General features: G+C 67.6%; 13 protein-coding genes. 3 read left to right on the top strand and 10 right to left on the bottom strand.

From position 1 onward, the window contains the following. Window positions 1–20 precede the first annotated feature (20 nt). The 6 genes from infB to rimP all read right to left on the bottom strand — a co-directional run bounded on the left by infB (window position 21) and on the right by rimP (window position 7,711). Window positions 21–2,777: a translation initiation factor IF-2 gene (infB, locus tag ORI27_RS18155; protein WP_265998444.1), complete on the bottom strand. Its 2,757-nt coding sequence runs from the start codon at window positions 2,775–2,777 to the stop codon at window positions 21–23. Between the two features lie 66 nt (window positions 2,778–2,843). After that, on the bottom strand, window positions 2,844–3,233 hold the full coding sequence (locus ORI27_RS18150; protein WP_265998475.1) for a YlxR family protein: 390 nt from the start codon (window positions 3,231–3,233) through the stop codon (window positions 2,844–2,846). Window positions 3,234–3,377: 144 nt separating this feature from the next. Then, a complete protein-coding gene (locus tag ORI27_RS18145) occupies window positions 3,378–4,811 on the bottom strand; it encodes an FAD-dependent oxidoreductase (protein ID WP_265998445.1) in 1,434 nt (477 codons plus the stop codon). Further along, window positions 4,798–5,478, bottom strand: coding sequence for an undecaprenyl diphosphate synthase family protein (locus ORI27_RS18140; RefSeq protein WP_265998446.1), 681 nt, complete (start codon window positions 5,476–5,478; stop codon window positions 4,798–4,800). The genes ORI27_RS18145 and ORI27_RS18140 overlap by 14 nt, the downstream gene beginning before the upstream one ends. A 626-nt stretch (window positions 5,479–6,104) precedes the next feature. Then, complete coding sequence (gene nusA, locus ORI27_RS18135) at window positions 6,105–7,145, bottom strand: transcription termination factor NusA (RefSeq protein ID WP_265998447.1); 1,041 nt, start codon at window positions 7,143–7,145, stop codon at window positions 6,105–6,107. Next, window positions 7,142–7,711 (bottom strand): ribosome maturation factor RimP, encoded by a 570-nt coding sequence (rimP, locus tag ORI27_RS18130; RefSeq protein ID WP_265998448.1) that lies wholly within the window; start codon window positions 7,709–7,711, stop codon window positions 7,142–7,144. Before rimP ends, nusA begins: the two co-directional genes overlap by 4 nt. A gap of 90 nt (window positions 7,712–7,801) precedes the next feature. On the opposite strand from rimP, the gene ORI27_RS18125 reads away from it, so the two are divergent. Together ORI27_RS18125 and ORI27_RS18120 are read left to right on the top strand one after the other, a co-directional pair. After that, a complete protein-coding gene (locus ORI27_RS18125; protein WP_265998449.1) occupies window positions 7,802–8,329 on the top strand; it encodes a hypothetical protein in 528 nt (175 codons plus the stop codon). Continuing rightward, window positions 8,326–8,811 carry a ferritin-like domain-containing protein gene (locus tag ORI27_RS18120; protein WP_265998450.1) on the top strand — a complete coding sequence of 162 codons (486 nt, stop codon included), beginning with the start codon at window positions 8,326–8,328 and terminating at the stop codon, window positions 8,809–8,811. Before ORI27_RS18125 ends, ORI27_RS18120 begins: the two co-directional genes overlap by 4 nt. A gap of 59 nt (window positions 8,812–8,870) precedes the next feature. Here the strand turns inward: ORI27_RS18120 and ORI27_RS18115 are convergent, their stop codons facing one another. The 3 genes from ORI27_RS18115 to ORI27_RS18105 are packed head-to-tail and all read right to left on the bottom strand — an operon-like array spanning window position 8,871 to window position 12,360. Further along, window positions 8,871–10,616 carry a proline--tRNA ligase gene (locus tag ORI27_RS18115; protein ID WP_265998451.1) on the bottom strand — a complete coding sequence of 582 codons (1,746 nt, stop codon included), beginning with the start codon at window positions 10,614–10,616 and terminating at the stop codon, window positions 8,871–8,873. A 23-nt stretch (window positions 10,617–10,639) separates the two neighbouring features. Continuing rightward, window positions 10,640–11,314, bottom strand: coding sequence for a VOC family protein (locus ORI27_RS18110; protein WP_265998452.1), 675 nt, complete (start codon window positions 11,312–11,314; stop codon window positions 10,640–10,642). Between the two features lie 2 nt (window positions 11,315–11,316). After that, window positions 11,317–12,360: an ABC transporter permease gene (locus tag ORI27_RS18105; RefSeq protein WP_266074009.1), complete on the bottom strand. Its 1,044-nt coding sequence runs from the start codon at window positions 12,358–12,360 to the stop codon at window positions 11,317–11,319. A gap of 126 nt (window positions 12,361–12,486) precedes the next feature. On the opposite strand from ORI27_RS18105, the gene ORI27_RS18100 reads away from it, so the two are divergent. Next, a complete protein-coding gene (locus tag ORI27_RS18100) occupies window positions 12,487–13,848 on the top strand; it encodes a purine-cytosine permease family protein (protein WP_265998476.1) in 1,362 nt (453 codons plus the stop codon). On the opposite strand, the gene ORI27_RS18095 is transcribed toward ORI27_RS18100, so the two are convergent. Continuing rightward, complete coding sequence (locus ORI27_RS18095) at window positions 13,849–15,342, bottom strand: MFS transporter (protein WP_265998454.1); 1,494 nt, start codon at window positions 15,340–15,342, stop codon at window positions 13,849–13,851. Window positions 15,343–15,375: the final 33 nt, after the last annotated feature.

Here is a 15,375-nt window from a genome sequence, read left to right as displayed (position 1 = left end):
TCGGTTCCTCGCGCTCATCGCTACGTACGTTCTTTCTCGACCAGTTCGTACGTCTCGATGACGTCGCCTTCCTTGATGTCGGAGTACGTCAGCGTCAAACCGCATTCGAAACCCTCGCGCACCTCGGTGACGTCGTCCTTCTCCCGCCGGAGCGACGAGACCGTGAGGTTCTCGGCCACGACGACGTTGTCACGCAGCAGCCGCGCCTTGGCATTGCGCCGCATGATCCCGGACTGCACCAGGCAACCGGCGATGTTGCCGACCTTCGACGACCGGAAGATCGCCCGGATCTCGGCGCGGCCGAGCTCCTTCTCCTCGTAGATCGGCTTGAGCATGCCCTTGAGCGCACGCTCGATCTCGTCGATCGCCTGGTAGATCACCGAGTAGTAGCGAATCTCGACACCGTCGCGGTTGGCCAGCTCGGTGGCCTTACCCTCGGCACGCACGTTGAACCCGATGATGATCGCGTCCGACGCCGATGCCAGGTTGACGTTGGTTTCGGTGACACCACCGACACCGCGGTCGATGACCCGCAGTTCCACCTCGTCGTCCACCTGAATGCCCAGCAGGGCCTCCTCGAGCGCCTCGACCGTACCGGCGTTGTCGCCCTTGAGAATCAGGTTCAGCTGGCTGGTTTCCTTCAGCGCCGAATCCAGGTCTTCCAGGCTGATGCGCTTGCGGGCACGGGCGGCCAGCGCGTTGCGCTTGCGCGCGCTGCGCCGGTCGGCGATCTGGCGGGCGATGCGATCCTCGTCGACGACCAGGAAGTTGTCACCGGCACCGGGCACCGATGTGAAGCCGATGACCTGCACCGGCCGCGACGGCAGCGCCTCGGTGACGTCTTCACCGTGCTCGTCGACCATGCGGCGCACGCGGCCGTAGGCATCGCCGGCCACCACCGAGTCGCCGACCCGCAGCGTGCCGCGCTGGATGAGCACGGTGGCCACCGGTCCGCGGCCGCGGTCCAGGTGCGCCTCGATGGCCACACCCTGGGCTTCCATATCGGGGTTAGCCCGCAGGTCCAGTGCCGCGTCGGCAGTCAGCAGAACCGCTTCTTCGAGCGCCTTGATGTTGGTGCCGTTCTTCGCCGAGATGTCGACGAACATGGTCTCGCCGCCGTAGTCCTCAGCCACCAGGTTGTACTCGGTGAGCTGCGCCCGGATCTTGGCCGGGTCGGCGCCCTCCTTGTCGATCTTGTTGACGGCGACCACGATCGGCACATCGGCGGCCTGCGCGTGGTTGATGGCCTCCACCGTCTGCGGCATGACGCCGTCGTCGGCTGCCACCACCAGGATCGCGATATCGGTGGCCTTCGCACCGCGGGCACGCATGGCGGTGAACGCCTCGTGGCCCGGGGTGTCGATGAAGGTGATCAGGCGCTCGACGCCGTCGTGCTCGACGGCCACCTGGTAGGCACCGATGTGCTGGGTGATCCCACCGGCCTCGCCCTCGCGGACACTGGCCTGACGGATGGTGTCCAGCAGTCGGGTCTTGCCGTGGTCGACGTGACCCATCACGGTGACCACCGGCGGACGGACCTCCAGGTCCTCCTCGTCGCCCTCGTCCTCGCCGTAGGTGAGGTCGAAGGACTCCAGCAGCTCGCGGTCCTCGTCCTCCGGGGACACCACCTGCACGACGTAGTTCATCTCGCTGCCGAGCAGCTCGAGGGTCTCGTCACCGACCGACTGGGTCGCGGTCACCATCTCGCCGAGGTTGAACAGCGCCTGGACCAGAGCGGCCGGGTTGGCGTCGATCTTCTCGGCGAAGTCGGACAGCGACGCGCCGCGGGCCAGCCGGATGGTCTCGCCGTTGCCGTGCGGCAACCGCACACCACCGACGACCGGGGCCTGCATGTTCTCGTATTCGGCCCTTTTCGCGCGCTTCGACTTGCGCCCACGGCGCGGCGCACCACCGGGACGACCGAACGCACCGGCAGCGCCACCGCGCTGACCGGGACGACCACCGCCACCACCGGGGCCACCGCCACCGGGACGACCGCGGAAGCCACCACCGGCAGCGGCTCCACCGCCGCCACCACCGGGGCCGCCGGTGCGGTAGTTACCACCGCCACCGCCACCGCCACCGGGACGACCACCGCCACCACCGGGGCCGGGCCGGGGCCCGCCACCCGGGCGCGGACCGCCGGGACGACCACCTGGACGGCCGACCGTCCCGCCGGGGCGCGGCGGCATGTTGCCAGGGGTCGCGCCGCCGCCGGGCCGCGGACCACCCGGTCCGGGGCGGGGACCGCCAGGACCGGGCCGCGGGCCCTGCGGGCGCGGCGCGGGACGCTCGACCGGCTGGGCTGAGGAGAACGGGTTGTTGCCGACTCGCGGCGGGCGCGGCATACCCGGCTTGGGCGCGGCGGGTCCCGGACGGGGACCGGGCGTCGGCGACGGTCCGGGACGGGCCGGTGCCGGGGCAGGCGCGGATGCCGCAGGAGCGGGCGGGGCCGCCGGTACGGGCGGCGCCGGCGCCGGAGCGGCCGGCTTGGGTGCCGGGGGCGCAGGAGCAGCCGGGGCGGCGGCTGCGGGCGCCGACTTGGGAGCCGGCGCGCCGTTGCCGGCGGCCTTGCTCGGCGCGCGTTGCGCTGGGGTTTTGTCGGGCTTGCCGCCGCCGAACGCTTCACGCAACCGGCGCGCGACCGGCGCTTCCACCGTCGACGAGGCGGATTTGACGAATTCGCCCTGTTCGCTCAGCCGGGCGAGAACTTCCTTACTACTGACACCGAGTTCCTTGGCCAACTCGTGTACGCGGGCCTTACCTGGTGCTGCCACTACATCTCCTACTCGAGAGGCGACAGCGGTGGTAGGCCGCGCCTCGGGTTTAACTGCGACGCATGGTCATCGTCGGGACTTCACGGTGTGCTCATGTTCTTCGCTGCCTGTTCTCTTGCCGGGCTGGCCAAGTCCGTTCAGCGCCGGCTGGGCTCTGACGTACTCGGCCACCTCGGAGGTATCCGGTGAACCGGTGATGCGCAACGCTCGGCCGAATGCTCGCCGCCGAATCGCTGCCTCGAGGCACCGACCGTTGGGGTGCAGCCACGCACCCCGACCCGGGAGGTTACCGGTTTGGTCAACGGTTACGGCGCATTCACCGTTCCCGCTCGACTCAGCCACCACCCGGAGGAGATCGACGGCCAACTCTCGCTTCCGGCACCCGACACATGTCCGCACCGGTCCTTCGGTGCGTCGATGCTGTCTCTCGGAAGCCGGAGTCTCGCGCTGGATCACGGCACAGTCTACCGTCATCGCGACGTCGCTCAGAACCACCCTTCGCTGCGCCATCTGACATGGACGACTCGACCCCTGCCGGTCGCCTCCACCAGCGATGGCCCGAGGATTCGATTCCGATGCGACCCGGGGTAACCGGTCGAATCACGACGCTTTTGCCCGCGACACCCTTTCCTGGTACTTGGTGTACTCACCCCGTCCGACGATGCCGGAATAGTCGGCCGGCATCTGTGCAGCTCGGGTCCCGAGCGCCAGGGCCTGATCGAGGTTGACGTAGATGCCGGCTCCCTGCCGGCCGGTGCTGATGATCCCTCCGCCGAACTCCCGCAGCGCTTCGTCGAGTTGATCCAGCTCGGGCCGGGTTGCATCGAAGTTCGAATACGCGTCGGTGACCGTCGCCGAGCCCACGAACTCGCAGGCATCCCCCGACAGCAGTATCGACGTGTCATTTGTGAGGTTTTCTTGTACGTCAAAAGCGTCGCCGGAGTCGATGGTGTATTCGAGGCCAATGATTCCGTCGGGGCAACCGAGCCATTGCCATTCGCCGTAGTTCTGGAACCGACTGGCAATCACGCCGGTGTCGTGGGTGTACAGCCATTGGTAGCCGTGCCACGCACGCGGCATTCGGTGGACACGGGCCACCCCAACGACAAGATCCCGCCGGCGCGATTTGCTGGAGATGGTCGCACTCAGAGCATTGAGGCCGATACTCGAGGCAAGATCGTCGGCGCGTCCCGTGGAGATGACTCGCCGGCATGACACGGCGATTTTTCCGGCCGGTGTCGACAGCACGACCCGGAAGCCCCCGCCGGGCTGGCGGGACACGGATTTCACGTGGGATTCGAAATACCAACGGGCTCGCTCGCCGATCACCTCCGACAGCCGTGTCCACAACACGCCGACGCCGCCCACCGGATACCAGAACTCGTCGATGGCCCAGTCGGGCTCGCTCATCGGACGCCAATTGGGCAGCGCGGCGGCCAGAACCGACAGCATCGGCGGGGAGGCTATTCGATTGTGGGCCCACGTCGCCGGTATCTTGCGCGGATCGACCCCGAAGACCTTGCGGGCGTGTGGGTCCATGAACCTGCCCGCGAAATATGGTCCATATCTGTTCCTGACCCACTCAGCCAGTGAGGTATCGGGACCGGATGCCGGAAATGTGAGCTTGCGCATCAACAACGACGCCGCACCCTGCGCACGCACGTGCCATGGTGCGGACTGGCGAAACCGACGCCAATCGACCGGATACGTCACCACGTATCCATCTCGGAGTATTCCGCTGCGGCGGTTGACGTCACATATCGGAATGCCGCCCAGCCGCTCGGAGAGATCGAGCCACGTTCGGCGCTGTTCCTCGGTCGCGGAGAGCAGACGATGCCCGCCCGGATCGATGTTGTGGCCGGCGACTTTCGCCGCTTTAGCGAGCCCACCGACAGTAGCGGTGCGTTCGACGACGGCTACCGAAACTCCGGAGTTCACACAGGCATAGGTCGCTGATAGGCCGGTCGCGCCGGCGCCGATGACGAGGACATCGACCGTGAGCTGGACTTCGCGCCCGGCGTCATAGGCAGTCATGGACACCCGGCCGCCTGTTCACATCGACACCGTCCGCGCCGAATCGGCGGTCGCGAGTGCCAAAGTCTTGGATCACGCTCTCGAGGTGTCTTTCGGTGAAGTCCGGCCAGTAGCAGTCGACGAACGCCAACTCACTGAACGCCAGCTGTGGGGGGATGAAACCGCTCAGCCGCTTCTCGCCACCGGTCCTGACCAACAGGTCTACGTCTGGCAAATGGTCGAGGCATCCGATGCCGGCCGGGCTCCCGCCGGCGCGTGCACCCGAATAATTCAAGAAGAAGACGACGTTGCTGAGGCCCTCGCCTCCGGCGTGGGACGCTTCAATCAGATGCTGGCCGGCCGACCTCAGCGAATGTGGTATCGCCGGGGCCGTCAGGTCTCCGACGATATGCACCGATTCGCCCGGCCGTTGCTTGCGCTCGACGAAATACCTGGCGAAGAGTTCGAGTAGGAACCGCACCTCGGCCGGATCGCGATTGGTGTTCTCCCGGGAGAACACGTAGTAGGAACGCCACCGGATACCCCTTGCCCGGCAGGCGTCGTCGATAGTCGTCACGTTGACCAACCCGGCCTCGTGACCGTCGGCGGCCGCCAGATTGAGTGTCTTCGCCCATCGGCGGTTTCCGTCGACGATGAACGCGATGTGGTCCGGCCCGCCATAGGGCATGATCACCCTCCCGAACTCGCGGGTGCCGGGCCAGCGAACAGACCCGCCAATTGGATTTTTTCGACCACAAATACATTCGCGGGTGCAGCTAAACCAAGGGTCATTTCCCCCTGCGCCCCCGCCTAAGACCGGTTGCCCATGCAACGCTTGATGTTGATAGTAAGAGCTCTTTCGTTCTGCGGCCAAAGATCGACTCAAAAGGCTTGCGCCTCGACAGCCCGTGGCGGGCCTGCACCGCCGTGGCAGCAAATGAGATGCCGCCGCCGGCCGCCTCACCGCCGAGGTCGCGCGAGGTCCGTAAGTCGTTGAAATGAACGATATTTGACACCGACCGGCGACCATGGTCGGCCGAGTCGGCGCTGGAGCGACCGCGACGCGTCAGAGCGGTTTCGGTGCGGTAAATAATGGGGTTCAGAATGCCGGCAGCGGGAGCGGCCGCCCCATTTACCGAAGGGTTTCAGCGCAGAAAGCAAGCAACGACGCATCCTTCGCCAATGCAGTGCATTTTCTGTGTTTTTTCCATATGAATGGCGTCGAAAACGGCAATCACAAAGTTTGCTGCTATCGACTCGAGCGAAACGTTTTTGAACCAAAACCCGCCCGGATCGATCGTCCGGAGACACCGACTACGACTGCCGGCCAGCACCCTCGGACGCCCCGGAATGCGGCTCGCCCTCGGCTGCCGCCGCATCGCTGCGAATGTCGATGCGCCAGCCGGTCAGCCGGGCGGCCAGTCGAGCGTTCTGACCCTCCTTGCCGATCGCCAGCGACAACTGGAAATCGGGGACCACAACGCGCGCCGCGCGGGCACCCGCATCGATTACCGAGACCGACACCACCTTGGCCGGCGAGAGCGCGTTGGCGACGAAGCGGGCCGGGTCGTCGTCGAAGTCGATGATGTCGATCTTCTCGCCGGACAGCTCGCTCATCACGTTGCGCACCCGCTGGCCCATCGGGCCGATGCAGGCACCCTTGGCGTTGAGTCCCGGCACCCGGGATTGGACGGCGATCTTGGACCGATGGCCAGCCTCTCTGGCCACCGCCACGATCTCCACCGAGCCGTCGGCGATCTCGGGCACCTCCAGCGAGAAGAGCTTGCGGACCAGGTTGGGGTGGGTGCGCGACAACGTGATCAGCGGCTCGCGAGCGCCGCGGCTGACGCCGACGACATAGCAGCGCAACCGGTCGCCGTGCTCGTAACTTTCGCCTGGGACCTGTTCGGCGGCGGGAATGACACCCTCGGCACCCTTGGTCTCGCTGCCCAGTCGCACCACCACCAGCCCGCGGGCGTTGGCGCGGGCATCCCGCTGGATGACGCCGGCGACGATATCGCCCTCCCGAGCGGAGAACTCGCCGTAACTGCGCTCGTTCTCGGCGTCGCGGAACCGCTGCAACATCACCTGACGGGCCGTCGTGGCAGCGACGCGGCCGAACCCCTCCGGGGTGTCATCCCATTCGCTGATCAGATTGCCATCGTCGTCGGTCTCGCGGGCGATCACCTGCACGACACCGGTCTTGCGGTCGATCTCGATACGCGCATCGGCCTGATGGCCCTCGGTGTGCCGGTAAGCGGTCAGCAGAGCCGACTTGATGGTGTCGAGTAGCTCGTCGACCGAGATCCCCCGATCGATCTCGATCGCGTGCAGCGCGGTCATGTCGATGTTCATGCGTCAGCCTCCGTTCCTGCCGCACCCGCCAGTTCCATCTCGCGCGGCTTTGGTGGCGAAAACTCAACCTGGACAACAGCTTTGATGATGTCTGCGAGTGGGATCTGACGGACTTTCCAGTCACCGCGGTCGCGGACCACCAAATCCACAGCGCTCTCGGTCATCCTGCCCAGCCGGCCGGTGGCGGTGGTGCCGTCGGCGAGTTCCATGTCGACCAAGCGGGCGTGAGCGCGGCGAAAATGCTTCTCGGCGGTCAGCGGCCGCTCGACCCCCGGCGAGGTGACTTCTAGAACGTAGGCGCCGTCACCACCGTCCAGCTCGTCGAGCAACGCCGACGCCGCGCGCGACAACTCGGCGACGGTGTCCAGATCCAGGGGCACGTCACCGTCGGCCATCACCGTGATGCGCGGAGGCTGGGTGCGAGCATCTATCACGACGTCTTCGATCTCGTATCCGGCGCGCACGAACTCGCCATCGAGTAGCTCGATCACCTGCTTCTGGGTTGGTAGCCCCGTAGAACGGCCAGCCACGGCGAGCTCCTCATCTTGAGTTGTCCTGATCTGCATCGGATAGCAGGGCTCCCCACAAACAGGATCGCAGAGAGCCAGCCACCAACGATACGCCAGCACACGCCGCCACAATGGCAGGATGTTGACGTGCTGAGCCCAGATCCCAGCCCATTCGGCGGCATCACCCGGCGACGGGTTCTCGTCCACGGCTCGCGCGGGCTGGTGTTGTTCGCACTGCTGGCGGCGGGTACCGCATGCGGGAGCAGTCCACCGCCCGGCCCTGATCCGCTGGAGCAACAAGCCGAGCTCGCCCGCCACGACAGCGAGCTGGCCGCCGCCGCAGCCAAAGCCGCCCCGCCGGCCCTGGTACCGGCGTTGACCGAGGTGGCCGCTGAGCGTGCGCGGCACGCCGCCGCCCTGACCGAAGAGATCGCCCGGGCCGCTGGCAAACCCACGCCGGAGCCGACCACCACATCACCGGCCACCACGTCGGCGGCCGCGACACCGCCGCCGACGGTCGCCGATGTGGTCACCGCGTTGCGCAGCTCGGCCGACAGCGCCACCACGCTGGCACCCACACTGTCCGGCTACCGCGCCGGGCTGCTTGGCTCCATCGCGGCCTCCTGCGTCACCGCGTACACGGTGGCGTTGCCCTCAGGAAAGGGTGGGCAATGACCTCACCGCAGCCGACACCGTCGACCACGCCGGACCCCGACCGCCCGTCGGATCCCGCCGCGGCGGCCCTGTTCGACGCCGTGGCCGCCGAGCATGCCGCCATCTATGGCTACGGCATGGTGTCGGCGCACAGCTCCCCCGATGAGAACGACCTGGTCTCGGCGGCCATGGCCCAGCATCGGGAGCGCCGCGAGGCGGCCATCGCGATGCTGGCCGGGCGCTCGGCCAAGGCACCGCTGCCGGCCGCGGGGTATCAGCTGCCGATGCCGGTGACCACGCCGACCGACGCGGCCAGGCTCGCGGTGCGGATGGAGGACGACTGCGCGATGGCCTGGCGCGCGGTGATCGAGCAGGCAACCTCCGAGCAGGATCGTGCGTTCGGGGTCACCGCGCTGACCGAGACGGCCGTGATGGCGGCACACTGGAAGCAGGTGCTGGGCATCAAGCCGGTGACGGTGGCATTCCCCGGCGGTACCGAGTAACCAGCGATTTCGGCGCGCTTTCCGCCGCCCGTCAGCGAACGAAAGCGCGCCGAAATCGCTCAGGAGGTGAGCGCCGATGCGACTTCGTCGGCGGCACTCGCGACACCGATCTCACGGTTGTCGCCGGCGAACCGGTTGCGCAGCTCGACGACACCGTCGGCCCAGCCACGCCCGACCACGACGATCCAGGGCACGCCGATCAGTTCAGCGTCCTTGAATTTCACTCCCGGCGAGGCGGTGCGATCATCGAAGAGGACCTCCAGGCCCAGCCGGTCCAGGTCGCGGGCCAGCTCCTCGGCTCCGGTCCGCGCGGCGGCGTCCTTGTTGGCGATCACCACGTGCACGTCGAACGGCGACACCGACGACGGCCAACGCAACCCGAGCTCGTCGTGGTGCTGTTCGGCGATCACCGCGACCAGCCGGGACACGCCCACACCGTAGGAACCCATGGTCAGCCGCACCGGCTTGCCGTCCTCGCCGAGCACATCGGCGGAGAACGCATCGGTGTACTTGCGGCCCAGCTGGAAGATGTGCCCGATTTCGATGCCGCGCGCCGATACCAGCGGCCCGGCGCCGTCGGGTGACAGGTCGCCGTCGCGCACCTCGGCCGCCTCGATGGTGCCATCGGCGACGAAGTCACGGCCGGCCACTAATCCGACGACATGCTTGCCGGTTTCGTCGGCGCCGGTGATCCAGCTCGTTCCGTCCACCACCCGCGGATCCACCAGATAGCGAACACCGTTGGCCAACAATCCTTTCGGGCCGATGTACCCCTTTTTCAGGAAGGGATACCTGGCAAAGTCGGCGTCATCGAGCATCGCGTAGTCCGCGGGCTCCAGCGCGGCGCCCAGGCGCTTGTCGTCGACCTCGCGGTCACCGGGCACGCCGATGGCCAGCAGCTCCCATTCGCCACCGGGCGCCCGCACCTTGAGCATGACGTTCTTGAGCGTGTCGGCGGCCGTCACCTGCCGGCCCAGGCCCGCGGAGTTGGCCCACTCGACCAGGGTGGCGATCGTCGGGGTGTCGCCGGTGTCGTGCACAGTGGCCTCCGGCAAACCGTCGAACGGCAGCGCCTCCGGCACCGCCGTCATGACCGCCTCGACGTTGGCCGCATACCCGGACTGCAGGCAGCGCACGAAGGTGTCCTCACCGACCTCGCTCTCGGCCAGGAACTCCTCGGAGGCGGATCCGCCCATCGCGCCGGACATCGCCGAGACGATCACATAGCGAATGGCCATGCGCCGGAACATGTTCTGATAGGCCTCGCGATGGGCGTGGTAGGCGGTCTTGAGGCCGTCGTCATCGACGTCGAACGAATACGAGTCCTTCATGATGAATTCACGCCCGCGCAGGATGCCGGCCCGGGGGCGGGCCTCGTCGCGGTACTTCGTCTGGATTTGGAACAGCAGCAGCGGGAAGTCCTTGTAGGAGCTGTACTCCCCCTTCACCGTCAGGGTGAAGAACTCCTCGTGGGTGGGGCCCAGCATGTAGTCGTTGTCCCGGCGGTCCTTGAGCCGGAACACCCCGTCGCCGTACTCGGTCCAGCGGTTGGTGGTCTCATAGGGCGCCTTCGGCAGCAGCGCCGGGAACAGGATCTCCTGCCCCTTGATCGCGACCATCTCCTCGCGCACGATCTGCTCGATCTTGCGCAGCACTCGAAGGCCCAGCGGCAGCCAGGTATACAGCCCCGGGGCCACCGGCCGGACGTAGCCGGCGCGGATCAGGAGTTTGTGGCTGGGCACTTCGGCGTCGGCCGGATCGTCGCGCAGGGTGCGCAAGAACAACTCGGACATGCGGGTGATCACAGTGGGCCAGCCTAGCGATGTCCTCAGTCGCGTCCCTGCCAGGTGCAGATGCAGGCTTCGTTGCCCTCGGGGTCGGCCAATACCCAGAAGGCGGGCGCAGCCGCGTCGGACAGCAGCGTCCCTCCCGCCGCGATCGCCGCCGCGACGCGCTGAGCTGCGTCGTCGTGGGGCACGTCGACGTCGAGGTGGATGCGGTTGCGCTGGGGCCGCGAGGCGTCCATCTGCTGAAACCAGATCGCCGGTCCGCGCCCGGCCGGATCGACCAGCCCGTCGCTGAGGTCGGACGGCCCGGGCTCATCGACGTAACCGGTCACCGCCTTCCAGAACGGCCGGATGCCGGCGATGTCGAGTGCGTCGATGGCGATCTCCAGCGTCTGCACCGCGCCGGGCGCCGGGCGCAGTCCGTGGCTGGTCAGCGCCGCCGAAATGCGGTGCGCCAGGGCGATGTCCAGGCCCGTCACCGCCCACTGGCTGGCCGATTGCAGGCGCAGGAGCGCGCGCTGCGCCGTGATGTCGACGCTCAGATTGTCCTGGCCGTCGGCACCGGCGATCTGCACGGCCATGACGGCGGCCTCGGCGGCCTGCGCCAGTGACAACACAGCGACTTCGGTGTAGATCGCGCCGAGCACCAGTCGCCAGCCCAGGTCATCGATCGCATCGGAGATCTCCTGCCGGCTGGGCCGGGCATGGTCGTCCACCCTCACACCGCCGTCGTCTGACCGCGGTGCACCACCGCCGCACCGACCAGGCTCACCACCACACCGCCGACGATCCAGCACACCAGCACGACGATCGCATGCGTGATGCCGTGGCCCTCGAAGTACACGATCCGACGGATCGCGTCGGTGCCCGCACCATTGGGCAGCACACCGCTGATCGCCCGCCAGAACGGCGGCAGCACCGACGGCTGATACGCCCCGCCGGCCGACGGGTTGCCGAGAATGACGAAGATCACCACGGTCAGCCCGATTCCGATGACCCCGAACAGGATCTGCAACGCGATGGTCACCGTGGCCGCTGACAACGTCACCAATGTGCCGATCCCGGCGATCGACCAGAAGTGGCCGTTCATGGCTCCCAACACCGGCTCAGCCACCACCGCACCGCCGAAACCGGACGCCAGCGCATACGGCACCGTGGCGCCCAGCCGCCACAGCGAACGCGGAAAGGTCGCCGGCCGTGAACCTTTGGCGATGCCGAGCATCGAGGCGAACAGATAGCCACCGACCACCCAGCCGACGACGAGATAGAACCCGGACAGGCCGCGGGCGTCGCCGGAGAACAGCGGGACGACGTCATCGACGGTGACGGTGCGCTGTTGGGCCGCGGTCACCTTGGTGAAGATCTGCTCGAGCGCCCCGGAGACGGCGGTGCCGCCGCCGGATGCCACCAGCAACCGGTCGTCGGTGCCGGCCGGGTTGAGGATGTAGACACCGGAGATATCGCCGCTGCGCAGTGCCGCGCGGGCGGAGTTCTCGTCGGTGGCCGCCGAGGCCGCGACGGGATCACCGGCCAGCGTGTTGAGCTGTTCGACGACCTGCCCGGCCAGCTGTGCGGGCGCGACGACGGCGACCGGGACGCGGTGCGGTGTGGGCGAATGGAATGCGCCGAGGTAGGACAGGATGAACGCGAACTGCAGAAACAGCACCCCGACGCCGAGGGCCAGCGTCCGTGGTGCCACGGCGTCGCGGAAGCGGTCCTGCCACGTCTCCGGCGCCTCGGGTGCTACGTGCTTGTTGACCATTCGGCTCATCTTCCTCCGCCGGAACCGGGCGCTCCCCCGGCACTCTAGGGTGGATGGGTGACACCTGAATCGTCGCCCACCGGGTCTGCTGGGTCTTCTCTGGCTGCCCAAACCTACGCCGGCCGGATGCCGTCGCACGTCGGTGACATGGCCGTCGAGACACACGGCATCGCGCCGATCCCACCGAACAACCGCTACGGCACCGCGCGCCGGCTTTTCACGGTGTGGTTCGCGCCCCAGGTCAACATGACCGTGGTGTTCACCGGGACGCTGGCGGTGGTGCTCGGGCTGGGGTTCTGGCTCGGCCTGCTGGCGATGGTGATCGGCACGATCGTCGGCTCGCTGGCGGTCAGCTACCTGTCCACCTGGGGCCCACGCACCGGCACCGCGCAACTTCCCAACGCGCGCATGGCATTCGGCGGCACCGTCGGAGTGGTGGCGGTGATCCAGTGGCTGTCCTCGATCGCCTGGGACGGGTTGGTCGGGTTGTTCGGTGGCGAGGCGCTTGCCGAACTGGCCGGCATGCCCTTCTGGCTCGCGGTGGTCATCGTGCTGGCGGCCCAAGGCGTCGTCGGCGTTTTCGGCTACGAGGTGATCCACCGTGTCCAGGCGGTCATGACCGTCGTGCTCATCGTCACCTTCGCGGTGTTCGCCTGGAAGTTGATCAGCGGGCACCAGGTGATCTCGCTGCCCACCCTGGCCGGCGCCGACCTGGCCGGCGCGTTCGTGCTGGAGGTCACCATCGCGCTGAGCCTGGCGATCTCATGGGCCAGTTACGCCTCGGACTACAGCCGCTACCTGCCGGTGAACACGTCGCGCACCGCGGTGTTCGGCTACACCTTCGGCGGGCTGGCGGTGGCCTACATCGCCGTGCAGGCCATCGGGGTGGCCGCGGCCGGCACCCTCACCGATCAGACCGCGCAGGGGGTCCGCGAGATCATGGGCGGCGGTGTGCTGGGTGCGCTGGCGTTGCTGGTGATCGCGCTCGGGTCGGTGGCCTCCAACGCGATGAACGACTACAGCGGTTCGCTGGCGCTGCAGACGGTCGGGGTTCGGGTGCGACGTCCGGTGTCAGCGGTCGTGGTGGTGATGATCGCGTTCGCCCTGATCATGTGGCTGCACTCCGGTGACATGGCTGCCCGTTTCCAGAGCGCGCTGTTGTTCGTCAGTTACTGGATCCCGGCGTTCGTCGCGGTCGTGGCCATCGACTGGCATTACCGCAGTGCCGGGCGCGACACTGTCGACCCGGCCGCCGAGGTCACGCCGCGCACCGACGCACTGGTGGCGCTGGGCGCATTCTTCGTGGCGTTCGCCGCTGCCGTCCCGTTCATGCACACCAACCTGATCGTGGGCCCGGTGGCCACCGCCCTGCACGGCGCCGATCTGGCGTACTTCGTGAATTTCCTTGTTGCAGCGGCGGTGTACGGCGGCTATCGCCTGGCACGGGGGCGAGCGAAGCGACGGGGATTGACACAGACCCGCCGGTAGCTAGAGTTCGCCGGCTTCGACCGCTTCCCTGGTGTGCTGGGCGGCGGCGATGTCTCTGGTCGAGAATCCGATCCCCAGCGCGGCGACCCCGACCAAGACTGCGATGCCGGCCACCCACAGCAGTGAGTAGGTATAGCCGTAGCCGAGGGCGTCGAGTTGGGCGGGCGTCATGTACTTAACCGGACCGGTCGTCCCGCCCAGGTACAGCGTGCGGGAGGTCTGCACCGCCTGGATGACCACCAGCACCAGCGGCCCGCCGAGGTTGAACACCATCAGAGTGATGGACGACACCGGCCCGATCTCCCGCGGACCGACATTGGCCAGCGTGCACAGCGGCAGGATCACCGAGATGAGCCCGATCCCCAGACCGCCGACGACGATCGGGACGAACAGGTCGGGAAAGTACGGAATCGAACGGTGCAGCGTCGACCCGTACAGCATGGCCGCCAACACCAGCAGTCCGCCGCCCAGGATCAGCCAGCGGGGGGCCACCCGCAGCGCCAGCCGGGTGGCGGCGACATTGCCGACCACGAACGCGGCCGCGAAGGGCATGAAGCAGATCCCGGCGCGCAATGGCGAGTACCCGAGCACATCCTGAACCAGCAGGCCGATCATCACACTCAGCGTCAACATCACGCCCCCGGCCAGGAAGTACGCCGCGAACGACGCGACCCGGCTGCGGCTGTCGAACACCGAGAACGGCACCAGAGGGTTGTCGGCGCTGCGTTCGACGATCAGGAAGCCGATAGAGAACACCACGGCGGCCGCACCCGCACCGATCACCCACGGGTCGACCCAACCGCGCGGCGGGCCCTGCGTGAAGACCAGGACGGCCGCGGTACAGGCCAGTGTGGCCAGCAACGCCCCGGTGATGTCGAGCTTGAGGCGTTCGTGCCGGGTTTCCTCCAGCCGGGTGAGCGCGACGATGATGATCAAGATGCCGATGGGCACGTTGACCAGGAACGCCAGCCGCCATGAGAGGCCGGTGAGCGCACCACCCAGGACCAGGCCCAGCACCGACCCGAGGCCCTGCATGGCCGCCGAGACCGCCATCGCCTGATTGCGGGCATGCCCGACCGCGTAGGTAGTGGCGATCAGTGCCAGACCGGTCGGTGCGGCCACGGCGGCGCCCACGCCCTGTACCGCGCGGGCCACGATCAGCGTCCACTGTTCGTTGGCCAGCCCGCAGGCCAGTGAGGCGATGGTGAACACACCGACGCCGGAGATGAATGCCCGCTTGTGGCCGACCGCGTCGCCAACCCGCCCGCCGAGTAGCAGCAGGCCGCCGAAGGTCAGCACATAGGCGGTGATCACCCAACTCTTGGAGGCGTCGGACAGACCGAGTTCGGCCTGCATGCGCGGCAGCGCGACGATCACGATGGTGCCGTCCAGCGTGGACATCAGCTGCATGCCGGTGATGGCGACGATCGCGGCCCCCAGCACTTTGGAGGCAAGCGGTCTGGCGGCCGTTTGAGGTCCACGCACGCCAGACATGGGTAGCTACCCTACTGTCGCCCGCTGAAACTG

The organism is Mycobacterium pinniadriaticum, assembly GCF_026242045.1.
GTDB classification, from domain to species: Bacteria; Actinomycetota; Actinomycetes; order Mycobacteriales; family Mycobacteriaceae; genus Mycobacterium; species Mycobacterium pinniadriaticum.
The sequence above is the reverse complement of the archived record's forward strand: the minus strand, read 5'-3'. Positions and strand labels throughout refer to the sequence as shown.